The 23492-nt window shown below is 68.8% G+C and carries 23 protein-coding genes, 1 tRNA gene and 1 pseudogene; 15 read left to right on the plus strand and 10 right to left on the minus strand.

Annotated elements, in window-relative coordinates; all coding sequences use genetic code 11:
* Window positions 1-94 precede the first annotated feature (94 nt).
* On the plus strand, window positions 95-1939 hold the full coding sequence (locus RB614_RS20130; protein WP_308714108.1) for a M48 family metallopeptidase: 1845 nt from the start codon (window positions 95-97) through the stop codon (window positions 1937-1939).
* Window positions 1940-1992: 53 nt separating this feature from the next.
* Here the strand turns inward: RB614_RS20130 and RB614_RS20135 are convergent, their stop codons facing one another.
* A complete protein-coding gene (locus RB614_RS20135; protein ID WP_308714109.1) occupies window positions 1993-2976 on the minus strand; it encodes a prephenate dehydrogenase/arogenate dehydrogenase family protein in 984 nt (327 codons plus the stop codon).
* An 82-nt stretch (window positions 2977-3058) separates the two neighbouring features.
* On the opposite strand from RB614_RS20135, the gene RB614_RS20140 reads away from it, so the two are divergent.
* Entirely contained in the window at window positions 3059-4204 is a 1146-nt protein-coding gene (locus RB614_RS20140) for a PQQ-binding-like beta-propeller repeat protein (RefSeq protein WP_308714110.1), read from the plus strand.
* 1 nt (window position 4205) lies between these two features.
* Here the strand turns inward: RB614_RS20140 and RB614_RS20145 are convergent, their stop codons facing one another.
* Complete coding sequence (locus tag RB614_RS20145; RefSeq protein ID WP_308714235.1) at window positions 4206-4946, minus strand: M23 family metallopeptidase; 741 nt, start codon at window positions 4944-4946, stop codon at window positions 4206-4208.
* A gap of 66 nt (window positions 4947-5012) precedes the next feature.
* Here RB614_RS20145 and RB614_RS20150 point away from each other — a divergent pair, with 66 nt between their 5' ends.
* The 4 genes from RB614_RS20150 to RB614_RS20165 all read left to right on the plus strand — a co-directional run bounded on the left by RB614_RS20150 (window position 5013) and on the right by RB614_RS20165 (window position 6947).
* A complete protein-coding gene (locus RB614_RS20150; protein WP_308714111.1) occupies window positions 5013-5360 on the plus strand; it encodes a hypothetical protein in 348 nt (115 codons plus the stop codon).
* A 98-nt stretch (window positions 5361-5458) separates the two neighbouring features.
* Window positions 5459-5626: a hypothetical protein gene (locus tag RB614_RS20155; protein WP_308714112.1), complete on the plus strand. Its 168-nt coding sequence runs from the start codon at window positions 5459-5461 to the stop codon at window positions 5624-5626.
* A gap of 117 nt (window positions 5627-5743) precedes the next feature.
* A complete protein-coding gene (locus RB614_RS20160) occupies window positions 5744-6268 on the plus strand; it encodes a tRNA adenosine deaminase-associated protein (RefSeq protein ID WP_308714113.1) in 525 nt (174 codons plus the stop codon).
* Window positions 6269-6524: 256 nt separating this feature from the next.
* The gene (locus tag RB614_RS20165; RefSeq protein ID WP_346434203.1) at window positions 6525-6947 is read left to right on the plus strand and encodes a nucleoside deaminase; all 423 of its coding nucleotides are present in this window, start codon (window positions 6525-6527) and stop codon (window positions 6945-6947) included.
* On the opposite strand, the gene RB614_RS20170 is transcribed toward RB614_RS20165, so the two are convergent.
* From RB614_RS20170 to RB614_RS20185, 4 genes are read right to left on the minus strand one after another with little or no spacing between them, the layout of a single operon-like run.
* The gene (locus RB614_RS20170) at window positions 6921-7409 is read right to left on the minus strand and encodes an acyl-CoA thioesterase (RefSeq protein WP_308714115.1); all 489 of its coding nucleotides are present in this window, start codon (window positions 7407-7409) and stop codon (window positions 6921-6923) included. The genes RB614_RS20165 and RB614_RS20170 overlap by 27 nt on opposite strands.
* The gene (locus RB614_RS20175; protein ID WP_308714237.1) at window positions 7409-8038 is read right to left on the minus strand and encodes a TetR/AcrR family transcriptional regulator; all 630 of its coding nucleotides are present in this window, start codon (window positions 8036-8038) and stop codon (window positions 7409-7411) included. Before RB614_RS20175 ends, RB614_RS20170 begins: the two co-directional genes overlap by 1 nt.
* Before the next feature lie 40 nt (window positions 8039-8078).
* Window positions 8079-9233 (minus strand): sensor histidine kinase, encoded by a 1155-nt coding sequence (locus RB614_RS20180; RefSeq protein WP_308714116.1) that lies wholly within the window; start codon window positions 9231-9233, stop codon window positions 8079-8081.
* A complete protein-coding gene (locus RB614_RS20185) occupies window positions 9230-9886 on the minus strand; it encodes a response regulator transcription factor (protein ID WP_308714238.1) in 657 nt (218 codons plus the stop codon). The genes RB614_RS20180 and RB614_RS20185 overlap by 4 nt, the downstream gene beginning before the upstream one ends.
* 113 nt (window positions 9887-9999) lie before the next feature.
* Between RB614_RS20185 and RB614_RS20190 the strand changes: the two genes are divergently transcribed.
* The 5 genes and pseudogenes from RB614_RS20190 to RB614_RS44310 form a co-directional block, all read left to right on the plus strand.
* On the plus strand, window positions 10000-10539 hold the full coding sequence (locus RB614_RS20190) for a hypothetical protein (protein WP_308714117.1): 540 nt from the start codon (window positions 10000-10002) through the stop codon (window positions 10537-10539).
* Window positions 10536-11591: a peptidoglycan-binding protein gene (locus RB614_RS20195; RefSeq protein WP_308714118.1), complete on the plus strand. Its 1056-nt coding sequence runs from the start codon at window positions 10536-10538 to the stop codon at window positions 11589-11591. Before RB614_RS20190 ends, RB614_RS20195 begins: the two co-directional genes overlap by 4 nt.
* Complete coding sequence (locus RB614_RS20200) at window positions 11588-12241, plus strand: ABC transporter ATP-binding protein (protein ID WP_308714119.1); 654 nt, start codon at window positions 11588-11590, stop codon at window positions 12239-12241. Before RB614_RS20195 ends, RB614_RS20200 begins: the two co-directional genes overlap by 4 nt.
* Window positions 12238-13425: an ABC transporter permease gene (locus RB614_RS20205; protein WP_308714120.1), complete on the plus strand. Its 1188-nt coding sequence runs from the start codon at window positions 12238-12240 to the stop codon at window positions 13423-13425. The genes RB614_RS20200 and RB614_RS20205 overlap by 4 nt, the downstream gene beginning before the upstream one ends.
* A gap of 186 nt (window positions 13426-13611) precedes the next feature.
* Window positions 13612-13737, plus strand: a pseudogene (locus RB614_RS44310) (type IV toxin-antitoxin system AbiEi family antitoxin domain-containing protein); the annotation flags it as partial.
* Window positions 13738-13988: 251 nt separating this feature from the next.
* On the opposite strand, the gene deoD reads toward RB614_RS44310, so the two are convergent.
* The gene (gene deoD / locus RB614_RS20210) at window positions 13989-14696 is read right to left on the minus strand and encodes a purine-nucleoside phosphorylase (protein ID WP_308714121.1); all 708 of its coding nucleotides are present in this window, start codon (window positions 14694-14696) and stop codon (window positions 13989-13991) included.
* A gap of 67 nt (window positions 14697-14763) precedes the next feature.
* Here deoD and RB614_RS20215 point away from each other — a divergent pair.
* Window positions 14764-14850: transfer RNA gene (locus RB614_RS20215), tRNA-Ser, on the plus strand.
* 273 nt (window positions 14851-15123) lie between these two features.
* A complete protein-coding gene (locus RB614_RS20220; protein WP_308714122.1) occupies window positions 15124-16917 on the plus strand; it encodes an ATP-binding protein in 1794 nt (597 codons plus the stop codon).
* 260 nt (window positions 16918-17177) lie between these two features.
* Here RB614_RS20220 and RB614_RS20225 read toward each other — a convergent pair whose 3' ends face one another.
* A complete protein-coding gene (locus RB614_RS20225; protein ID WP_308714123.1) occupies window positions 17178-17672 on the minus strand; it encodes a hypothetical protein in 495 nt (164 codons plus the stop codon).
* Window positions 17673-17964: 292 nt separating this feature from the next.
* On the opposite strand from RB614_RS20225, the gene RB614_RS20230 reads away from it, so the two are divergent.
* Window positions 17965-19701 (plus strand): NACHT domain-containing protein, encoded by a 1737-nt coding sequence (locus tag RB614_RS20230; RefSeq protein WP_308714124.1) that lies wholly within the window; start codon window positions 17965-17967, stop codon window positions 19699-19701.
* Window positions 19698-20087, plus strand: coding sequence for a cytidine deaminase family protein (locus RB614_RS20235; protein WP_308714125.1), 390 nt, complete (start codon window positions 19698-19700; stop codon window positions 20085-20087). The genes RB614_RS20230 and RB614_RS20235 overlap by 4 nt, the downstream gene beginning before the upstream one ends.
* A gap of 229 nt (window positions 20088-20316) precedes the next feature.
* Here the strand turns inward: RB614_RS20235 and RB614_RS20240 are convergent, their stop codons facing one another.
* Both RB614_RS20240 and RB614_RS20245 read right to left on the minus strand, forming a co-directional pair.
* Window positions 20317-21840 carry a hypothetical protein gene (locus RB614_RS20240; protein WP_308714126.1) on the minus strand — a complete coding sequence of 508 codons (1524 nt, stop codon included), beginning with the start codon at window positions 21838-21840 and terminating at the stop codon, window positions 20317-20319.
* A gap of 689 nt (window positions 21841-22529) precedes the next feature.
* Complete coding sequence (locus RB614_RS20245; RefSeq protein WP_308714127.1) at window positions 22530-23459, minus strand: hypothetical protein; 930 nt, start codon at window positions 23457-23459, stop codon at window positions 22530-22532.
* Window positions 23460-23492: the final 33 nt, after the last annotated feature.

Genomic DNA, 23492 nt, shown 5'->3' on the forward strand with positions numbered 1-23492 from the left:
CGGAACTGTAGACCTGGCCGCCGACGTGCCGGAAGGGGTTGCTGGCCAGAGATCAACTCGGTAGTGTCCGCACGTTTCCACGGGGAGGAAGCGCATGGTCGCCGCAGTCCGCGCCGGTGCGTCAGTGCTCATGCTCGCCGGCTTCTATATCGTCGCGCTCGTCCAGGTCGCCGCCGCCATCGCGTTCGGCGTGTGGCTCAGCTCGCTCGTGCCGGGCGGCATCGCCCTGAAGATCATTTTTCCGGTACTGGTGGCCGCGATCGGCTCGGTGGCGGTCGGGCTCTGGAAGGCCGTACGCGCCAAGCCCAAGCCGCCCGAAGGGCTGAGCGTCGGCCCCGACCAGGCCCCCGAGCTGTGGCGTACCGTGCACGAGCTGGCCCACGTCGTCGGCACCCGGGTGCCCAACGAGATCCGCCTCGTGCCGGAGGTCAACGCCGCCGTCTTCGAGGACTCCCGCCTGCTCGGCCTCGTCGGCGGGCGGCGCACCCTCTACATCGGACTGCCGCTGCTCCAGGCGTTCACGGTCGACCAGCTGCGCGCCGTCCTCGCCCACGAGCTGGGCCACTACTCACACGCGCACACCCGGCTCGGCGCGATCGCGTACCGGGGGCGGCTCGCGATCGGCGGCACCGTCGGCCGGATCGGGCCGTACAACGTGGCGGGTTGGGTCTTCAAGGGCTACGCCCGGCTGTACCTGCTGGTCGACAACGCCTCCTCCCGCCGCCAGGAGCTGGAGGCCGACCAGGCCGCGGTCCGCGCCGCCGGCCGGGCCGCCGCGGCCAGTGCGCTGCGCGAGGTGCCGGTCGTGGACGCGGCGTGGGGCTTCTACTTCCGGCGGTACGTGGAGCCGGGCTGGGAGTCGGGCTACGCGCCGGACGACCTCTTCGGCGGGTTCGCCGAGCTGATCGCCGCCCGCAAGGACGAGCTGGACGAGCTGCGCGGTCAGGAGCCGCCGAGCGAGGGTTCGGTCTGGGACACCCACCCGCCGATCGCCGAGCGGATCGGCGCGATCGCCGCCACGCCGGAGGTGGTGCGCCCGCCGGACGGTCGCCGGGCCGGTGCGCTCCTGCCCGACCTGGGCGGCGCCGGGCGGGCGATGCAGGGCCGGATGCTCGACGTGGGAGAGCGGCAGGTGCTGCCGTGGGCGTACTTCACGGCCGCCACCGCCACCACCGTGATGCAGCGGGACGCCGACGCGGTCTTCCGGGCGATCGGCCGTACGGTCGGCACCAACCAGCTCAACCTGGCCGCACTGCTCGACATCGCCGAGGCCAACCGGCTCGGCACCGCGGCGGAGAGCCTCTTTCCGGACGCCACCCGGCGGGAGGTGCCGAAGCGGTTCGTCGACACGATGGCGATGCTGATCGCGCTCGCCGCCGTCCGCTCCAACGCGGCGTACTGGCAGCACTCGTGGACCGGGCCGGCCCGCCTCGTCGGGCGCGACGGCCAGCCACTGCCGACCGCCGAGATCGCCGCGCGGGCGGTGTCGCCGCAGACCGTGGGGGAGGCCCGCGCCTGGCTGGCCCACCTCGGCATCGACCCGGGCAGCGCTGCGGTGGTCGAGCAGCGGGCCAGCGCGACCGGCGCCGGCGTGATCGCGGCGATCGCCAACGTCAAGGTCGACGGCGTCGAGCACGACCTGGTGGTGCTGGACAAGGGGCTGGTGTTCGTCGGCAACCCCGGCAAGTCCGACAAGGGAAAGGTGCGCCTGGAGGAGCTGGTCGGCTCGGCGCCGGCCGACGAGATCGCCAAGCGGCACCGCTTCCTGCCGTACGAGGAGATCGCCTCGGTCGCCATCACCAAGAACGTGCCGCTGCGCGCCGACCTCACCCTGCACAGTGGACAGATGATCTCCGTACACGAGGCGTGGAGCAGTGAGCTGATCGCCAAGAACAGCCGCGACGTGCTGGCCGACGTCCTGAAACAGGTCTCCGACTAGCCCGTGATCAAAGCTCCCGCCACGTCGCTAGAACGACGTGGTGGGAGCTTTGATCACGGGGAGGGCGCGGGGCGGACGACGGTCACCGAGCGGCGGTCCGCTGCCACGGCGGTCACCCAGCCGCCGGCCCGGCCGAGGCGGAGCAGCGCGTCCGAGCGGGCCGGTACCTCCAGCGACTTGCCCGGCTTGGGCGGCCAGGCCGCGCGGGCGGCCGCACCGGGCGTGAGCCACGCGGTCAGCTCGCGGATCGGGTCGGCGCTGGCGAGGGCGTCTCGGGCCCGGCCGAGCGCGTCGAGCACCACGTCGAGGGCCGGCCCCACCGCCGCCGCGTTGCCGCCGCACATCGCCGCCACGAGCTCCGGCCGGGCGGCGGCGACCCGGGTGCCGTCGCGGAACGACCCGGCGGCCAGCGCCGCCGCGAGCGGATCGGTCGCGCTGGCGGCGAGCGCCGCGGCCAGCAGATGGGGTACGTGGCTGACGGCCGCCACCGCCCGGTCGTGCTCCTCGGCCGTCGCCGGTACGACCCGCGCGCCCAGCCCGGTGAGCAGCGTGGCCAGCTCCAGCCAGTCGGGGAGCGAAGTCTCCCGCGGCTCCAGGCAGAGCACCCACGCGCAGCCGGTGAAGAGGTCGGGATCGGCCGAGGTAAAGCCCGAGGTCTCCCGCCCGGCCATCGGGTGCCCGCCGACGAACCCGGCCAGCCGGTGCAGCCGGCGCCCGACCAGCTCGCGGACCGGGACCTTGACCGAGGTGACGTCGGTGACCAGTCCCGAGTAGCCGGCCTTGCCCAGCTCGTCGAGGACGATCTCGAACGCCGGCAGCGGCACCGCGACCACCACGAGCTCGGCGCTGGCGACCGCGTCCCGTACCGTCGGCGCGACCTGCCACCGCCCGCCGGCCGGGGCCTTCGCCGCCGCGGTGCGCGCGGTGGCCCGGGTGGCTGGGTCGGCGTCATAGCCGAGCACCCGGTGCCCGGCTCGGGCGAGCGCCCGCAGCGTCGATCCCCCGATGAGTCCCAGCCCGATCACCGCGATGTCCACGCGGGAGACTTAAGCACACCCCGACGCGGGACGGTTACCGAGATCTCCGGCTACCGCGCGAAACGGCGGTTACCGTAATCGCGTGACTTTCCGGGCTTTTCGCTTTAGTGTGCTCGGGCTGGTCGCCGCGCTGCTCCCGGCGGCTCCCGCCCTGGCGGCGGCGGTGTCCGCGGTGCCCGAGCGGACGCCCACGTTCGACGGCGTGGTCTGGGCGACCGCGTACGACGGGGACACCGTCTACGTCGGCGGCGACTTCACCGCCGCGGTCGTGTCCGGACGGTCCATCCCCCGGGCGCGGCTCGCCGCCTTCGACGCCCGTACCGGGGCGCTGCGCAGTTGGGCGCCGAGCGCCGACGGCCGGGTCCGGGCCATCGCGGTGTCCGGCGGCTCGGTGTACGTGGCCGGCGAGTTCGGTCGCATCAGTGGCGTGCGGCGGGACAACCTCGCGCGGCTCGACGCGGTGACCGGCGGGGTGCGCGGCGGCCTGGTGCACAGCGTCTCGGGACAGCCGTACGCGCTCGCGACCGGCGACGGCCGCCTCTACGTCGGCGGCACGATCAGCGCGGTCGACGGGGAGGCCCGGTCCCGGCTGGCCGCGTTCGACCTGCGCGGCGGGGCCCTCGACCTGTCCTGGCGCCCGGCCGCCGACGGCACCGTCCAGGCCGTCGTGGCCAGCGGCGACCGGGTGTACGTGGGTGGCAAGTTCGGCACGGTCGACGGCGTGGCCGGCTCCGCGCGGCTCGCCGCCCTGCACCCGGTGTCCGGCACCGTCGACCTGAGCTTCCGCCCGACCGTCGCCGAAGAGGTACGCGGGCTCGCGGTGGGCGGGTCCTCCGTGTACGCGGCGCACGGCGGCCAGGGCGGCCGGGTCGCGGCGTACGACTCCGGCGGCGGCAGCCGGTGGCGCCTGACCATGGACGGCGACCCGCAGGCGATCGCGGTGCTCGACGGCGTCGTCTACTTCGGCGGCCACTTCGACCACGTCTGCCGCTCGCCGCAGACCGGCGCGAACGGCACCTGCCTGGAGGGCTCGATCGGGCGGGTCAAGCTCGGCGCGGCGGCCACTGGCGACGGCCACCTGCTCCCCTGGACCGCGAACGCCAACGGCGTGGAGGGCGTACACGCGCTGGCGGCCAGCGGGCGGCTCGACAAGGTCGCCGCGGGTGGCGCGTTCACAAAGATCAACGGCGTGGCCCAGCCGTACTTCGCGCAGTTTTCCCAGGGCTGACCTACGGCTCCTTGGGGCAGCCCTTGCTCGCCTTGAACGACGCGACCTTGCTCACCGGCGACGTGCTCTTCTTCTTGCGCCAGTCGTCGAGGAACGGCGCCGGCCAGATCACGCCGCGGCGGATCCACCAGTCGCCCGTGCGCCCGCACACCGGCGAGATGCCGAAGTGCAGGTGGCAGACGTTGTTGGCGTTGCCGGTCTTGCCGACCGTGCCGAGCCGCTGGCCGGCCCGGACCCGTACGCCCGCCTCGATGCCGGACTGCACCACGGTCATGTGGGAGCCGTAGTAGCGCACGCCGTCGTCGCCGAGCAGCGACACGGAGAGCCCGCCGTTGTCGGGGCCCTGTGGACCACTCTTGCTGTATGTGTCGACCCGGCTGACCTCGAGCACCTTGCCGTCGGTGACCGCTACGACCGGCTCGCCGCAGTCGGCGAAGACGTCGGTCGCCGGGTAGCCGGAGTGGGTCGGGTGGTAGGACACGTTGCCGGACTGGACCGGAAACACGTACCGCCAGTTGCCGGTGGTCTTGGCGGCGGCGCTCTTGGACGGCGCCGGCTTGGGGGTGGGCGTGGTCGCCGCGCTCGGCGTCGGGCTGGGCTCCGGCGGGGTGGTCGTCGGGTCGGCCGCGGCCGTGGTCGCCGGCGGCGCCTCCCAGGCGACCGGCTCGCCCGCCTCCGGAGCGTGCCGCGCGCAGCCGGCCACCAGGGCGCCGGCCAGCACAGCGATCATCGCCGCCCGCATCCGAAGCACCCGGCCATAGTGGCAGACGAGCCGGGCCACCGCAGACCTGCCGGGTAGTCTGCCCTTATGGCGGACCACTTCCCGCATACCCCGTCGGGGTTGTTTCCGTCCCGGCCGCCGCGCCCCACCTACCGGGAGCCCAACCGGGTGCGGGGTGGTGCGCTGAGCGCCGGGTTGGGCGCGGGCGCCGCCTGGATGCTCTTCCTCGGCCTGCTCGGCGACGATCTGCGTACCTATGTCTGGTGGTCGCTGCTGGCCGGCGCGGTCGCCTGGGCGGCGGCCTGGGTCCTGACCCGGCAGGGCGACCGGGGTGTCGCCGCCGGGGTCGCGATCAGCGTGGGTGTTGCCTGGTCCGCGGCGGCGATCGCGGTCGCGGTCCGCTGGGGGATGAGCGGCGACTGGCCGCTCTGGTAGGTGTACTCCGCGCATTCGCCGGATCGCTCACCGCGACCTGGGGAGATAACCGGCACCCGGGCTTGACTAAGGGCGCCACCGTTGTGCACCCTCGCGGCATGGCCTGGACTGTGGAGCGGCTCGACCCCGACCGAAGCCGCCGCCGGCTCCAGCTCCTCGCGGAGCTCGCCAGCGCGAAGTCGGTGCGGGATCGCGAGCGCCCTCGGCGAGTGCGCGGAGATCGGCTGCGCGAGCTGATCGCCGTGCGCCGGCGCCTGGCAAGCTGAGCGGAGCCCCCTTCGGGCCACTAGATGAGCCCCGAGAGCACGATTCTCGGGGCGTTGTCCGGCCAGCCGCCGATCCGAGCGGCTACCGTCACGCGTAGCGCGAAACTTGGGGGGACCGTGTCGTACTTCGCTGCTGCCGTCGCGCGCGGCTCCACCGGCTGGGCCGCGTCCGAGCTGGATCTGACCGGTGCCGCCGACATCGACGAGGTCGTCGACCGGCTGCGCGACGTCGACCCCGACGCCGACGTGGCGCTGCTGTTCGTCGAGTCGGACGACTCCTATCTGGCCATCCTCCGCCTCGACCAGGGCGAAGACCTGCGCGTCTTCGGCTCCGACTCGGTGTTTGCCGAGGAGTCCCGGCTGGGCGCGCTGCTGCTCGGCGACGTGAAGGCGCCGGCGCTGGAGATCGACGAGGTGACCAACCCGCCGGCCCCCGCGGGCGACGACGAGACCGGCACCCCGCCGGCCGCCGAGCCCGACGTCGACCCGGTCGGTGACCCCGAGCTCCTCGCCGACCTCGGCGTCTCCGCGCACCAGCTGCTCAGCCTCTGCGCCCACGAGGGCCTGCTGCCGGCCGACGTCACCGCGGAGATCTGCCAGGTGCTGGGCTGCGCCGACGAGGTCGAAGACCTGCGTGAGTGAGCGAGTTGGCGCGGCGTCGTCTGGACGGAGCTGCCCCGCCGACGAAGTCGGGGTTTCGGGGTGGCGGAGGAAGACGTCGCCTTCGGCGCCGCACGAGCGAACGAACCAGGAATACAGTGAGTGAGCGAGTTGGCGCGGCGTCGTCTGGACGGAGCCGCCCCGCCTCCTCAGGCCGCAGGCGGGCCCGACGAAGCCGGGGTCTCGGGGCGGCGCGGGAAACGCAGTGAGTGAGCGGCGGGACCGCTACGAGGAGTGGATGCGGCGGGCGCTGGCGGTCGCCGGTTCGTCCGGCCCGGACATTCCGGTCGGGGCCGTTGTCTACGGCCCGGACGGTGCCGAGCTGGGCGCCGCCCCCAACGAGCGGGAGCTGACCGGCGACCCGACCGCGCACGCCGAGATCGTGGCGCTGCGCCGGGCCGCCGAGGCCACCGGCTCGTGGCGGCTGGACGGGTGCACGCTCGTCGTCACGCTGGAACCCTGCACGATGTGTGCCGGCGCGCTGGTGCTGGCCCGGATCTCCACGCTGGTCTTCGGCGCCTGGGAGCCGAAGACCGGGGCGGTCGGCTCGCTGTGGGACGTCGTGCGCGACCGCCGCCTCAACCACCGCCCCGAGGTCTACTCCGGCGTGCTCGAAGCGGAGTGCGCCGCGCTGCTACGCGACTTCTTCCGGCTCCAGTGAGCGTTCCGGCTTCAGGAGCGGCAAGGCCACCTCGCGGGCGGCTTCGGTCCACGGGGTCGGGCGGAGCGTGACCTGGTCGAGGCGGACGATCGCCCGGTGCCCTTCCGCGTAGCAGGTGCGGCCGTCGGAGGAGAGGAAGCGGAAGCCGTACCGCGCGCTGGTCTCGCCGAACGTGTCGAGCCAGAAGTGCACCAGCACCTCGCCCGCGCCCCGGATCGGCCGGTGGTACGTGATCGAAAACTCCCGTACCGCGTGGAAGAGGTCGGGCGTGGACGGTCCGTTGTGGTCGAAGTAGTGGCCCCGCGCGGTCCAGTACGGCGTGATGGCCCGCTCCAGGAGCACCGGGTAGCGCGCGTTGTGCACGATCCCCATCGGGTCGTGGTCGTCGAAGTAGACCGCGATCGGCTCGACGTGGCCGTAGTCGACCTCGAAGGGCGCGGGCGCGAGTGCGGTGTGCGTCATCATTCCTCCGGCAGCAGGGTCGGGTCGGTGCAGAGCCCGCGCAGCCGCTCAAGCACGGCCCGGCGGGCCAGCGGGTAGACGACCTGCGGCGAGAGCAGGCGAAACTGCATGACGGCGGCGACTCCGGCCGCCTCGATCTCGTACGCCAGCATGGCCACGTCGGTGTCCGGCCGCAGCTCGCCCAGCTCGACGGCGTGGCGGGCGAGCTTCTCCACGTACTCCATCCACTCGGCGTGGCTCTGCGCGATCCGCTCGTAGACCGGGCCGGAGCGGGCGTTGTACTCGAACTTGACGGTCGCGAAGAAGCAGCCGCCGGGCAGTGCGCTGGACGCGTAGAAGTCGAGCCGCGCGACGTGCAGCGCCCACAGCCGGCGGATGCCGCGCGGCGCCTCCCGGGCTGGCCCGATCACCCGCTCGGCCCACTGGTCGCGGGCCCGCTCGACGGTGGCGAGCTGGAGATCCTGCTTGGAACGCCAGTGGGCGAAGAGGCCGGACTTGCTGACGCCGAGCGCCTCGGCGAGGTGGCCGAGCGACAGGCCGTCGAGCCCGTCCTGGGTGACGAGCGCGACCGCGGTGTCCAGCACCGCCGTGCGCGTCCGCTCGCCCCGGGCCACCCGGCCGTCGACCATCACCCGGCCAGCATATAAATAAGACCGACCGGTCGTAAATCTAATTCGCCGGAAGAGTGACCTGAACCACCAGCCCGCCGCCCTCCCGGGGCGTCGCCCGGACCGTACCGCCGTGCGCGGTAGCCACCGCCCGGACGATCGACAGGCCCAGGCCGAAGCCGCGCCCGCCGTCGATCCGCTCCCGGCCCAGCCGCCGGAACGGCTGGAAGAGCGCCTCGATCTCGTACGGCGGGACGACCGGGCCGGTGTTGGTGACGGTGAGCACGGCCCACCCGTTCACCGCCTGCGTGGTGACGGCGAGCCAGCCACCCGGGGTGTTGTGGCGGGTCGCGTTCTCCACGAGGTTTTGCACCAGCCGTTCCAGCAGGATCGGGTCGCCCCGGGTGGGCGCCGGGGCCAACTGCCGCAGCACCTCCAGCTCGGCGGTCTTGAGCTGGTCGAGCACGTGCTCCGCCACCTCGTACAGGTCGAGCGGGGAGCGGTCGGCCACCTCGTTCTCCGCGTCGGCGAGCGTGAGGAGCCCGTCGATCAGCCGCTCGTGCCGCTCGTTGACGGTCAGCAGCGACTCGCCGAGCTGCTTGGTCTCGGTGGCCGCGCCGGGCCGGGTCACGGCCAGTTCGACGAGGGCCCGGTTGAGGGCGAGCGGGGTACGCAGCTCGTGCGAGGCGTTGGCCACGAAGCGGCGCTGGCCGTCGAAGGAGCGGTCCAGCCGTTCCAGCATGACGTCGAACGTGTCGGCCAGCTCCTTGACCTCGTCGCGCGGCCCCTTCAGCGCGATCCGCTCGTGCAGCCCGGTACGCGCGCCGTCCGCCCCGGCGATGCGGCGGGCGGTGTCGGTGATCCGGTGCAGCGGCTGGAGTGCCCGCCCGGCGACCAGCCACCCGAAGGCGCCCGCGACCACACCCACGCCCAGCAGCGCGATGCCGCCCTGGGTGAGCAGTGAGTTGAGGGCGTCGTCCCGCACCCGATCGCGCTCGGCCAGCGCGTGCTGGACGGCCTGTGCCATCGCGGCGTTGTTCGGAAACAGCTCCCGCACCTGGTCCTGACGGATACCGATATCGGCGCGGGAGCCCAGGTTGCGGTCCAGGCGCTGCGCCATCAGCAGGTACGTCACGCCCAGCAGCACCGCCCCGGCCAGGAAGAACAGCCCGCCGTAGAGCACCGTGAGCCGTACCCGGATGGTCCATCGGTTCATGGCACTCGGTACCCCACTCCCGGTACGGTCTCCACCACCTGTGGCTCGCCCAGCTTGCGGCGGAGCTTCATCACGGTGACCCGGACGACGTTCGTGAACGGGTCGATGTTTTCGTCCCAGGCCTTCTCCAGCAGCTGCTCCGCCGAGACGACAGCGCCACCGGCCCGCAGCAGCTCGGCCAGCACCGCGAACTCCTTGTTGGCCAGCGGCACCAGGCGCCCGTCCCGATAGACCTCGCGCTTGGCCGGATCGAGCTGGATGCCGGCCCGCTCCAGCACCGGCGGCGCCGCCGGGCGGGCCCGCCGCCCGAGCGCGTGCACCCGGGCCGAGAGCTCGGCGAACGCGAACGGCTTGGTCAGGTAGTCGTCCGCCCCGATGCCCAGGCCCTCCACCCGGTCGCGGACCCGGGCCGCCGCGGTCAGCATGAGCACGCGGGCCGCCGCGCCACTCGCCCCTATCGCGCGGCAGACGTCGTCGCCGTGCACGAGCGGAAGATCACGATCGAGTACGACGACGTCGTACTCGTTGACCGGGACGCGCTCGAGAGCGGCCGCGCCGTCGTACACCACGTCGACCGCGAACGCCTCCCGTCGCAGCCACTCGGCGACCGCGTCGGCCAGCATCTTCTCGTCTTCGACCACCAGGATCCGCACCATCCCATGGTCACTCAACAGCGGATAACACCCGCGTTAACTCGTCGGTTATGCCCGGGTTACTGCCGTCCCGGTTCACTTCCCGGTGTTGCTTCTATCAGGGGAGACCATCGATGAGAGTGCGTATCCATCTGGCGCTCGCCGCGGCGGCGCTGGCGTTCCTGTCCGCCTGTGGTGGTGAGACGGACGCGGGCGGCGTGGCCACCGTGGGTGGCAGCGCGGCGGCGAGCCCGTCGGCCAGTGCCGACACCGCCGATCAGGGGCGGAAGTTCGCCCAGTGCATGCGGGACAACGGCCTGCCCGACTTTCCGGATCCCGGTCCGAACGGGCAGCCGATGGGCGGCGGCGACTTCGACCGCAAGAAGCTCACGTCCGACGCCGGCGTGAAGGCGCTCCAGGCGTGCCGCGACCTGGCGCCCAACGGCGGCGAGCGCGCCGACCTCGATCCCGCCCAGCAGGAGCAGCTGCGCCAGTGGGCCGAGTGCATGCGGGCCAACGGCATCGAGATGCCCGACCCCAACCCCAACACCGGCGGGTTCCTCGGGCTCGACGGCGGCGAGCTGCCGTTCGACCCGGACGACCCGAAGTTCCAGGCGGCGATGGAGGCGTGCCAGGACAAGTTCACGTTCCGCGGTCAGGGAGGCGACCAGTGAGGGGTCGTACCGTCCTCCTGGTCGGCGGGGCCGTCCTCGTGGTCGCCTCAGGTGCCGCGGCGGCCGTCGGCTTCGGCGGCGCGGACGCCTCCACGCCGCCGCGCAGCGCGCTCCCGCCGGCGACCGCCACCATCACCCGCGGCACGCTGATCCAGACCGAGACCGTGGACGGCACGCTGGGCTACGGCGATCCGGTGGCGGTCAAGGCCAAGGGCTCGGGCGGCACGCTCACCTGGCTCCCGGCCGAGGGGTCGACCATCACCCGCGGCAAGACCGTGTACAAAGTGGACGACGATCCGGTCGTACTCCTCTATGGAGCGACGCCGTTGTACCGCGCGCTCACGACGGACGTCTCCGGCGCGGACGTGGCGGAGTTCGAAAAGAACCTCGCCGCGCTCGGCTACGACGGGTTCACAGTGGACGACGAGTACACGTCGGCCACCGCGGACGCGGTCGAGCGGTGGCAGGAGGACCTCGGCCTGGAGGAGACCGGCACCGTGGCGCCCGGCCAGGTCGTGGTGGCGCCCGGCGAGATCCGGGTGGGCGAGCTGCAACTGAGCAAGGGCGACCAGGCGGCCGGGCCGGTCCTGACGTACACCGGCACCACGCGCAGCGTCACCGTCGACCTGGAAGTCGACAAGCAGCAGCTGGTCGAGAAGGGGCTGGCGGCCACGGTCGAGCTGCCGGGCGGCGCGCGGGTCGCCGGCACGGTGTCCGCGGTCGGCTCGGTGGCCGTCACCTCGCCGGCCGCCTCGAACGGCGACTCGAAGACCACCATCGACGTCACGGTGACGGTCAGCGACCAGAAGAAGCTCGGCACGCTCGACCAGGCGCCGGTGGACGTGATCCTCGAGTCCGACAAGCGCGCGGACGTGCTCACGGTGCCGATCAACGCGCTCGTCGCGCTCGCCGAGGGCGGGTACGGCCTCCAGGTCGTCGAGGGCGACACCACCCGGTACATCGCGGTGAAGACCGGGATGTTCGCCAGCGGGAAGGTCGAGGTCTCCGGCGACGGTGTGGCCGAAGGGACGGTCGTGGGGGTACCCAAGTGATCACGCTCTCGTCGGTGTCCAAGGTCTATCCCGGCGGGGTCGCCGCGCTCCGCGACGTGTCGCTCTCGATCGCGGCGGGCGAGCTGGTCGCGATCGTCGGACCCTCCGGGTCCGGAAAATCCACCATGCTCAACCTCATCGGTACCCTCGACCGCCCGTCGTCGGGCACGGTGAGCATCGACGGGTACGAGGTGTCGGCGCTCTCCGACCGTTCCCTGTCGGCCCTCCGGGCGACCCGGATCGGCTTCGTCTTCCAGCAGTTCCACCTGGCCGCGGGCGTGTCCGCGCTGGACAACGTCGCCAACGGCCTGCTCTACGGCGGCGTGCGCATCGGCGAGCGCCGCCGGCGGGCCGCGGCGGCGCTGGAGCGGGTGGGGCTGGGGCACCGCATGCGCCACGACCCGCACGAGCTCTCCGGCGGTGAGCGCCAGCGGGTGGCGATCGCGCGGGCGGTGGTGGGGGAGCCGGCGGTACTGCTGGCCGACGAGCCCACCGGCAACCTCGACTCCGCCTCCGGCGCCACGGTGATGGCGTTGCTGCACGACCTGCACGCCGCCGGTACCACGGTCGTGGTGATCACCCACGACCGCGACATCGCCACGTCGCTGCCGCGGCAGGTGGCCATGCGTGATGGGCAGGTGCGGCCGTGAAGCCCGCGCGCCTGTCCTTCACCGATGTGCTGCGGGTCGGCGCGGCCGGGCTGCGGGCGCGGCCGCTGCGGGTGTTCCTGTCCGCATTGGGCATCGCGATCGGCATCGCGGCCATGCTCTCGGTGGTGGGCATCTCCACGTCGTCCCGCGCCGAGCTGGACCGCACGCTGGACCGGCTCGGCACCAACCTGCTGACGGTCGGCCCCGGCCAGAACTTCTTCGGCGAGGACTCCCACCTGCCCGACGAGGCGATCGAGATGATCGACCGGATCGAGCCGGTGGAGTCGGTGAGCGCGACCGGCAACGTCGACGCGCAGGTCTACCGCACCGACCAGATACCGGCCACCCAGTCCGGCGGCATCGCGGTGCGGGCCACCCGCATCGACCTGCCCGACACGGTCGGCGCCACGGTGGCCAGCGGCGCGTGGCTCAACGAGGCGACCGCCCGGTACCCCGCCGTCGTACTCGGCGCCACCGCCGCCGACCGCCTCGGGGTGGCCCTGGCCGGCCCGTCCGTGCAGGTGTGGCTGGGCGGGCGGTGGTTCACCGTGGTCGGGGTGCTGCAGCCGGTGCCGCTCGCCGAGGAGTTGGACGCGGCCGCGCTGGTCGGCTGGCCGGTCGCCGCGTCGGAGCTGGGCTTCGACGGCTACGCCACGACGGTCTACACCCGTACGGCGGAGGCGTCGGTGGAGGCGGTGCAGGGCGTGCTCGCCGCCACCGCCAACCCGGAAAACCCCAACGAGGTCAAGGTCTCCCGGCCCTCCGACGCGCTGGCCGCCAAGCAGGCCACCGACGAGGCCCTGAACGGCCTGCTGCTCGGCCTGGGTGCGGTGGCGCTGCTGGTCGGCGGCGTGGGCGTGGCCAACACGATGGTCATCTCGGTGCTGGAACGCCGCGCCGAGATCGGCCTGCGCCGCTCGCTGGGCGCCACGCGGGGCCAGATCCGCACCCAGTTCCTGGCCGAGTCGCTGTTGCTCTCCGCGCTGGGCGGCCTGGCCGGGGTGCTGCTGGGGGTCGCGGTGACCACGGCCTACGCCACGACCCAGTCCTGGCCCACCGAGGTCCCGGTGTGGGCCCTGACCGGCGCCCTGGCCGCCACGCTGGTGATCGGCGCGATAGCCGGCCTGTACCCCGCGGTGAGGGCCAGCCACCTCCCACCCACGGAAGCCCTGTCCACCCCCTGACCCCCCTTCGCAGTTGATCAGGGAGTTGGAGGGCGTGTTTACAGCGTGTCGCTCCATTAACTCCCTGATCAACCGCGCTTACCAGCAGGCTCCGTGGGATGGGGGTTGTCCACAGGGGGCCTGGTTATCCACAGGGAGACGGGCCCGGGTGGAGAGACGGCGTGGCCGGTGCCAGTCTGTCTCCCCGTGGACATCGGGACTCTGGCGGCTCAACAGGACGGGGTGGTGACGGCAACGCAGTGTTCGGCCGCCGGCATCGACCGGGACGACGTGGCGTCGCTGTGTGACAAGGGTGAATGGCGGCGGGTGTTTCGTGGGGCGTACTTTGTTGCCGATCAGGTGTCCGAGGTTCCGGCTCGGGCTCGGATCCGGGCCGCGTTGCTTACGCTCGGGCCGGACGCGGTTGCCACGCTGACGTCGGCCGCCCAACTACTCGACCTGCCGTGCGTTCCGTCGGACCCGGCCGTGCACGTTGTTACGCCGACGGCCCTACGGCGGCGCGATCAGGACGGGCTGGTGGGCGTGTCGTGCGGCGCGAACTCCCTGATCAACCGGGATTGGGGCTATGCGATGCTGGTGTCCAGCGCTACCTCGACCATTTCGGCGAAGGTGCGTTCGCGGTCCTCGGCGGTCGTACGTTCGCCGGTCTTGATGTGGTCGCTGACCGTCAGGACCGTCAGGGCCCTCGCCTTGAACCGCGCGGCGATCGTGTAGAGGGCGGCCGACTCCATCTCGACCGCGAGCACGCCGTAGTCGGCCAGGCGGTCGTACAGGTCGGGGCGGTCGGTGTAGAAGGCGTCGGTGGCGAGGATCGGGCCGACGTGCATCTGGATGCCGCGGCGCTCGGCCACCTCGACGGCGGTGCGTAGGAGTCCGAAGTCCGCGACCGGCGCGTAGTCGACGAGGCCGTCGAAGCGGGCACGGTTCATGTTCGAGTCGGTGGCCGAGCCGATGGCCGCGATCACGTCCCGCAGCTTGAGCGACTCGGTGAGAGCGCCGCACGACCCCACCCGGATGAGGGTGTTGACGCCGTAGTCGTTGATCAGCTCGTGCGCATAGATCGACGCGGACGGCATGCCCATGCCCGAGCCCTGGACCGACAGGCGGACCCCCTGGTAGGTCCCGGTGAAGCCGAACATGCCGCGGACCGTCGAGTAGCACTTGGCGTCCTCGAGGTAGTGCTCCGCGATCCACTTGGCCCGCAGCGGATCCCCCGGCATCAGGACCCGCTCCGCGATCTCGCCCGGCTGGGCGCCGATGTGCGTACTCATGCCGCCGATCCTGCCAGGCGGCATGCCGCCCCAAGGCGGCCCCCACCGGTCAGGTACCCTTCTCGGCGGTGGTGTGTCCGAGTGGCCTAAGGAGCACGCCTCGAAAGCGTGTGAGGGTGCAAGCCCTCCGCGGGTTCAAATCCCGCCGCCACCGCTCCTGAGCAGGCACGAACGCCCGAGCCGTCGAGCGCGACGGAGTCGGGCGTTTTGCTTTCTAGTCTCATTTCGACTCAGTCGCGGTCGCCGTTGCGTGTCGCCCGACCCGCCCGAGTGCTTTCTTGATCTTGATTAGGGGATGTTAACGCAGGCCCCGGTAGGTGGGCAGGTCCTGTACAACATCACGGGTGGTCCTGTACAACGCGGACTGTTCCTGTACAACAGCTGTGGCACAATCGGCGGTAGGCAGGTTGTACAGAAGGAGGGATCAATGATCCCCGCGGACATCCCAGCGCTGCTCGCAGAGCTTCGGCGGGTCGGCAACGATCACTTTCGCTGCGAGGTGAAGCGCTCGCAGGGTGGCCCGCCGGCCACGCTTTGGGAGTCGATCAGTGCCTTCGCCAACGCGCAGGGCGGATGCATCCTGCTCGGCATTGACGAGCGGTCCGGCTTCACCGTGGTGGGCGTCAACGACGCCGGCGCTATGGAGAGCCATCTGGGCGCCGTGTGTTCTGAGATGGAACCTACTGTGCGGGCCGAGATCTTCACGGCGACGGTCGACGACAAGAACGTGGTTGCCTGCTATGTGCCGCCGACCCCTCGGGATCAGCGACCGTGTCACCGCAGGAGTCTCGGCCCGTGGGCGGGCTCGCGTATCCGGGTGGCGGACGGAGACCGGAAGCTCACCGACTACGAGGTCGCGATCCTGCTAGCGAATCGTACCGAACAGAAGTACGACGTCCGAGCCGTGCCTGGCAGCAGCTTCGCGGATCTGGATCAGAAGGCAGTCAGCCGATTTCTGGGCCGGATCCGCGAGACCAAGGGCGAGCTTTTCCGCAAGGTTGACGACGAGCGTGCGCTGACCATGCTCAACGTTCTGACCGTGCACGACGGCGACCTCGTGCCGACCCTGGCCGGGCTACTTGCATTTGGGATCTACCCGCAGACCTTTGAGCCGCAGCTCAACCTTACGTTCGTAGCCTATTCCGGTACCGAGCCCGGCACTCTCGGCCCGGCGGGTGAGCGGTTTATCGAGAACCGATCGGTGGACGGCTCGATTCCCTTTATCGTGAACGAGTGCGTACGTGTCCTGAAGCGGAACATGAAGCGTCGCAGTATCGTCTCCGGCATTTTCCGCATCGATGAATGGGAGTATCCGGAAGAGGTCTTGCGGGAGGCGTTGGTCAACGCGCTGGTGCATCGCGACTACTCAGATTTCGCGCGCGGCATGCAGGTCCAGGTTGAGATGTATCCCGATCGGCTGGTTATTCGGAATCCCGGCGGACTGTATGGGCCAGTCGACGTTGGTGCCCTAGGCACGACCACGGTGACATCCTCCAGAAACAAGGCACTACTCAAGATTCTTGAAGACACACCACACTTTGACGGCCACATGGTGTGCGAGAATCGCGGAAGCGGGATCACCCGAATCCGAATCGTTCTAACTGAGGCCGGTATGGAGCCTCCGGAGTTCATTGATGGGGTCTCCTCGTTCACTGTCGAGTTCCCCAACCACGCGCTGCTCGACCAGGACGCGATTGAATGGCTGCAATCCCTAGACAATCGACCGTTGTCACGGTCTCAAATGACTGCGCTCGTCATGATGCGCAACGGTGCGGTACTGACTAACGGCACCTATCGCGCCTCCACCGGGGTCCAGGACAGCCGAACCGTGAGTCGAGAGCTTCGCGATCTTGTCGAGCGCGGCTTGATCGAGCAACAGGGTACGCGTGGCACGACAACCTACCGGCATTCGGACGGCAGGACGTTCGAGCAGGAGGAGGATCTCTTTACGCTGACTCGTCTGGACGATCGCGACGCCGAGGGATCCGCTTCGACCGCCGACGCACCAACCACCGAGGAGCTTGTGCTGAGCGTTATGTCGAGGACCGAGCTGTCGCGTACGGACATCGAGCAGCAAACCGGTCTGAGAGGCCATCAGGTGCTGCGTGCGCTGCAGTCGTTGCGGGACCGCGGTCTTGTTCGGATGATCGGGCGGCCTCGATCGCGGAGCGCGCGGTACGTCGCGACTTCACCAGCCCCGGCACCAACGGAGCGCTCTTAAGCGCTCACAGACAACGCTTCGTCGCAATTGTCGTCTCGTTCCTCTCCGTTCGCGAGTGGCCATGCGCGCCGGCCGCTTCGTGTAGGCGCCGCGGAGGATGGTGTCGACCGTTGCTGAACAGACCAGGGCAGACCTCGAAAGCGCGTGAGGGTGCAAGCCCTCCGCGGGTTCAAATCCCGCCGCCACCGCTCTTGGCCGTTGACGCCCGGTAGATCCCATGAGCGCCGAGCGTTTGCCTGCGTCCTCCGACCCTGTCCGCGTCAAGTTTCGTTCAGGGACGGCATCACCAGCTCAGACCAAGGCGCCTCGTCGTCACCTGTGATCAGCTGTACGCCGACGCTGCGGCAGAGTGCGAACCAGGCCGGGTCGACAACTCGGCTGACAAGCAGGACAGCGCTGGCAGGGCCGCGCAGGGCAGAAACACGGTGGCGGTACTCGAGCACTTGGCCGAGTCCGAGCCGCAGCTGACTGATGTCGTTTCCTGCGCTACAGCTCTTTACCTCGGCGATCATCTGCACACCCGCCGGGCTTTGCCAGGCGATGTCTACCGGCGGATCGACCAGCTCACCGGCAAATATCCCGTAGCGCTCCAGGTATGCGATGAGCCGCCTACAGAGGGCGTCGTGTTCTCGTACGGCGGCTTCCTTCGCCTCCGGACTGGTTTCTTGCGTGGGTGGGTAGAGGCCCTCTGCCGGTTTGCCGCGATAGGAGCGATCGAAGCCTGGACCAGCCGACGATCCTGGTGCCCTCTCCACTGGTGCGGCGTCTCCCAAGAGCCGCCGACGGATCTGTGCGGCCTCGGCTCGCATCTCGGACGGACGGGCTTGGAAGTCGTTGAAGACCTCGCGGTCTAGCCGGTTGCCGTTGCTACTTTCGTTGACGATTTTCTATGTCTTGCGGGCAACTCCCACTAGGTTGCGAAAGTCGGGATGCCTGGGGTCGGTGTGTATGGCGGGGCTTTGCAGGATTGTCGAGAGTTCTGCGACTCTTGGATCGCCCGAGTCGAGTTGGCGCCATCCGTTGTCGACCACAAGTTCACACGCGAGAATGATCTCGTCTCTGACCGTCTTTGTTGATCTCAAGGCTTGGGATATACGCGACGTTGAGGCCCGAGGCGACGATTGGCCGACGGTCAACGATATCTTGAAGGCATCAATCGTGCCCGCTAATGTGCAGGTCATCGCGGACATGCATAAGAATCTGCCGGGATCATCGAAGGTTATCTGGATGATTGACGGCATGAACGAACTACGCAGCGAACTGAGCGCGAAGGTACTTGAAGCACTGACGAACGAACTCCGAGGAACTGTGCGATCTCGGCTAATTGTCGCCGACAGATCGGATTCGCGGTATAAGGGCGCCGACTGGAGGGTCCGTCTTGTGAATCCGCTAGACTCTGCGGTCGTCGAGCAGCACGTTCCGATTGTTGAGCTGGTTACTGAGGAAGATAAGAGGCGTCGAGAACTGTTACGGAGCCCGTTCTTTCTTGATGTCGCGATCACTAACGAAGGCCTCACTTGGAGGTCTAGTGTCCAAGCAATTCACGGCTTGTTCGCATCTAGGGTCAAGTTGAATGAGTTAGAGATCGACGTACTTTCGGCTTATGCGCTCTCGGTGTACGAGGCCAAGGCGGGCCTTGCATTTGAACTGGATGATATGGTTCGGGCAGTTGGCTCTCCGATCGCCAAGCGGCTCATAGAGTCACGGCTTGTTCAACCCGTGACCGGAACGAAGGTTTCTTTTTACCACCAGCTCCTCCATGATTACCTATCTAGCCGCAGTGTCGCGCAGCGGCCGGAGACTTGGGTTCCACGGTACTTCGATGCGCTCAGCTTCGATGCCAACACCTACGAATCTGTCTTTATGGTGCTGGACCAACTCGGTTCAGAAGACGCATTCGCTAGGTACATCACTGCGCTTTATGACTGGAACTGGTTCGCAACCATTCGATGTGTCGAGCGTGCGCTGAGCGACGGCTGGGCCGTGCCCCACCACCTCAAGCTTATGCTATCTGCCATGCTGTGCGAAAAAAGGTTCGATCCTGTTGCGGGATCGCGTGCTAGAGCAGATAGCTGGAGTTCAAAGCTTGATGCGGTCACAGGTTTTGGATTCGCGCGGGTCACGACCATACCGGGCCTGGTGGCAGAGGTTGAGCAGTTCAGAAAGGGTTCGGAGCCCTCGTGGTTTCAGGACTGGTACAAGCTGTTCGCGCTGATCGGCACGCCAAGTCACGTTCCATCCGAAAACGAAATCGCACTGCTGGCAAGCCCTAATCCCTTCATTGGCTGGATCGCTGCGCAGGTGACGCGGCATTGTAATCTGACTGACGAAGGTGCTCGTCAGATCCGTGCGATATATTCGGGGGCTCGCCACGCCACGGACGACGTCTCCTGTTCGATCAGATGGAGGGCCGTACATGCCGTCGGGCGAAACCCGTCGTCTGATAATGCCCGAATGCTTTTGTCTGCCATTGACGGCGATTCGTATTCCTGGGTAAAGTACGGTGCTGTTAGGTCTCTTCTAGAAATGGCCGCGATCTCGGAGGAGGCGGATTCTCTAAAGTTTCTGTCAGAGGTGGGCGCTAGACTGTCGAAGCTACCTCAAGAGGCGCTCGCGCAGGTGGCTTGGGCAACCCGCTACGAAGGTACGACGGCCGGATGGGCTAGCCGGGCCTTGCCGTTGCTTGAGGCAGCTTACGAACTCCAAGAGACCGACAAGGAAAGGGAGCAGTGGCAGAACCGAATGGAGGCTTTCAAGGCGTGGGCAGCTCGGGAGACGTCGTGACAGATGACGCGTCTGTTCTTGAACTAGTGCGTGCCGCGTGGCGAGTTAGGGAAAATGCTCGCATTCTGGGTAAAACGCAGGTCGGTGCGGCGGTGCTAGCTAGCGATGGAAAAATGTACCTGGGTTGTAATGTCGAGCACAAGTTTCGTTCTCACGACGTTCATGCAGAGGTGAATGCGCTGACCTCTATGGTCGCAGCGGGTCAATCGTTGGCCCTCGCCGTGGCCATTGCGAGCAAACGCGATCACTTTACACCCTGTGGTGCGTGCATGGACTGGATCTTCGAACTTGGCGGCCCGAGCTGTCGCGTTTACATCTCGAACAGCGAAGATGCCATTGCGTTTGAACACCTGGCAGCGGCCTTGATGCCGTTCTACCCCCATTGATCTTAGTTAGCCCGACACAGAGGTGCGAAGCCAGCGCCCACATGATGCTGGCCCGGCAAAGTCTTTGGGAACGGTCGCTGATAACGGTTTCAAGAATCGGTCCTGACCGCCTGGTAGCAGCGAATAGCTGGGGGTTGGTCTCGGCGCCGCGGGTTTCCGTCGGCGGACCGGACATGCGCAAGTGGGCGCCTCTCGCATGACTGCGAGCAGGCGCCCACTGGATGTAGTGCTATGCCACTGCCGCGGTGCCGGCGTCTGGTTCGTCTCCGCCTTGGCGGAGTTCGTCGAGCACCGCCTTATCCGCTTTCAGTTTCGATGCGGAGTCTTTCCGGCGCGCGTCTACGACGATCGGGATGACCTCGATGCCCTTGTCCCTGGCGACCAGCTTCGCTGCCCTCTCGACCATCTCTGCGTTCTCGGCGCTCATCTCCTCGTCGGTGTACCCGATCGCAACGAAGAAGGCGACCTTGACCTCCTCGGAGATCGCGTACTGGGGCGTCTGCTCCAACAGGCCATGCCAGAACTTGGTGTTGTTCATGAGTTTGATCTCGACGACCGCACGGGCCGACCAGCCCTGGGAGAACTTGAAGTCGACCGGGCCGCGGCCCGCGTTCGCCTCGCCCGAGATGTCAATCTCGTTGGCGCGGCAGTAGTGGGTGGCGCTGCTGCGGAAGAGCAGCTGCACCTTCCGCTCCGGCAGCGCGATGTTGCGGTACCAGAGCATCTGCCAGTCACCCTGGTGCTCGATGCCGTGTTGGAACGCCGCTAGGACCGCCTTGACGAACGTCGGGAACTCGGCCGGCTCCGTGGCGACGAAGGCCAGCGGCGACCGCGTGGCCATCTCCCCACCCAGCTCCCACCAGCGGATGCGCATCTTCGGGTCGGTGTCGACCGGGTACGGGCGGTGCTCCTGCTCTTCTTCCTTCAGCAGGTACTTGGCCACGATGTCCGGGTTCTGCCGAGCCATCTTCGCCTTCTGCCGGCGGTCGACGTTCTGTGCCAGGTCGAAGTTGAAGTCGCCGCGCAGGTCGGCGGCGTGGTTCGCCCAGGCGTAGGTCCAGAAGGCGTTGGCGGTGACCACCGGGATGTCCTTGAGGAACCGGTAGGGCACCAGCAGCACCGGCTGTCGCTTGCCTACGAAGGGGTTGACTGGAAGCTCCGTGTCGCGTTCCTGCCAGCGTGCGTACTCCTCGCTCCAGTACGCGTTCCGGACCCGGAAGGTCTCCATCGGCACGCCGTGCCGGCGGCAGACCTCCTGGGTGTACTCGATGAAGTAGCTCTTCAGGATGTTGCACACGGCGTCGCTGATCCGGTCGAGCCCCATCCCGCCCTGGAACAGGGCAAGCATCTCCATGTGCTCCAGGTTGTCCATACCGAGGCCGAGCGCGGTGCGGACGCCCTCGAGCATGCCCTCCTGGAGGCCGCGGCCGGTGCCCGAGCCCATGGGCGACGTCTCCGCCACCCCGAGGCAGAACTCCGGCGGTTCAGGGAACATCAGCAGCCGCGAGGCCTTCAGCCACGCGGGATGCTGCTCGTTGCCGCCGGAGTCGCGGACGAGGCCGAAGACCATCCCGAAGAAGTCGAGGATGTGGTCGTGCGCCGTGCGCCACCGTTCAGACTTCTCGGGGTAGATCAGGAAGGGGTCGACGCACAGGTTGGTGTCCGCCAAGAGCAGCGGGTCGAACCAGTCGTCGTCCGAGGTGCGTTCAATCGCGTACAGCTCGCTGAAGTGCACGGTGGATCTCTCCTTCATGGGCGCGGAGCGTGTGTCGCTCCTCGCGGCGTTGCGCCCGCCCATGAGGCAACTCACGGACCCCAAAATGCTGCGGGGCACGTGTGATCCCTGTAAGGTTCGCTGTGCGACCTAGCCAATCGCAGCGAGACCCCGGGCGGGATGTCGACCTCGGCATCCTGTAGCCGGGGTTTTCGCGTGCCAGCGTAGCAGACGGTAGTCGCCCGCCGTGCATACCAACGTGACGAGTCTGAATGTGCCGCACGTCACCTCGCGCGTTTAAACGGCCTCTATTCAGCGCCAATACCCCTCCTGTGGACAACGTACAAGTTGTCGTACCCCCGCTGTATGATGCCGAGCTTTCACCGCCGTAAGTTACGCAGAGTAGTTGCACTTAGGGGTCGCGCGAACAACCCGCCACCAAGTGGGATAGCGAACCTTAAGGTTCACGATGTAACTCTCCGTTATCCACGCGGCATCCGCCCGAGTTCTGACCGTCACCGGCTATCCACAGCGTCGGCGCCGTCCTCCACATCCTGTGCACAGGGAGGAAGCCGCGGACGCGTTGAATACGCGACGCGGCCGACCGAAGCCAGCCGGGGCCGTTCGGCGTGGCGCGGTTCCGGGAACGGCCACAATCCATCTCGGCGGCCCCGCGCTTGGATGGACTCAGGCGAGTGCGAGACCCGGCCGGCGCAACCGACCGTCGCCTATCTCGGCGTGGCCGGCTGGCCAGGGCAGTTGTGCAGCTCGGGGAATGGATCGCGCGGCCCGCATGGCAGCATCTCTCGCGGGTGTCGCAGTAGGTCTTCAGCGGTGGGGCTGGGGCTGACCACGGTTGGCGGTGCCGCCTCGCAGCGCAGCACCGTCTGGCACAGCACCGGCGCGTCGACCTGGCAGACGCGCCAACCGTCGTCCTGAACCAGAGTGAACGTCCACGCGCCTGCGCCGATCTGTGTACCTGTGGCTCCGCCCGGCTGGCGGTCCCGGAAGGTGAACTTCAGCGCCACGTCCACCGCGACGGCGGCCCGGTCACCGTTGACGTCGACCGAGCTGGGCACATCGGCCTCGGCCTTGAGCAGCTGGACGCCACCCGCGGCCAGCTCGGCCGCCTCGACGTCACGCGCCATCGCCGCCGCCTGGCCACCCAACTCGTCCCGGCGTCCGTCACAAAGCAGCCGCCGGAAAGCCAGCTCGTTGGGCGCGACCGCGAGCGGCCCGGCCGCCAGGTATACGGTCACCGCACACTCGGGGCACTCCGCGCCTGCTGGCCCGTGATCGACTCCGAACGTCCACAGCGTGCCGACGGGTACGGCACAGAGCAGCATCGCGGCACTGCCGCCCAGGACAGCGAGCACAACCCGGCGACCCGGCCGTTGATCAGCAACAGCCACCAAGGCGACGCCGGCTCCAGTGAGCGCCAGCCACAGCCCGCCCGCCCATCGCAACGCCGCCTGCCCATCCGCGACTGGAGACAACCACGCCAGGATGACGGCCGAGGGCAGCGCGACCGCTCCTGCCGCTGCGGTGACGGCTGCCAGCCATGGCCAGCGACGCTGCACGACTCCCCGGAGCCGCCCGCCCATGTCGCCTGAGTGGACCATCAGCCCAGGGTGCCAGCTTGCCTGCCCGGTGGCCATCGAGTACCTGCTATGCGTTGGTCAAACTCATGA

It is taken from the genome of Phytohabitans maris (genome assembly GCF_031085175.1).
Lineage (GTDB): Bacteria > Actinomycetota > Actinomycetes > Mycobacteriales > Micromonosporaceae > Phytohabitans > Phytohabitans maris.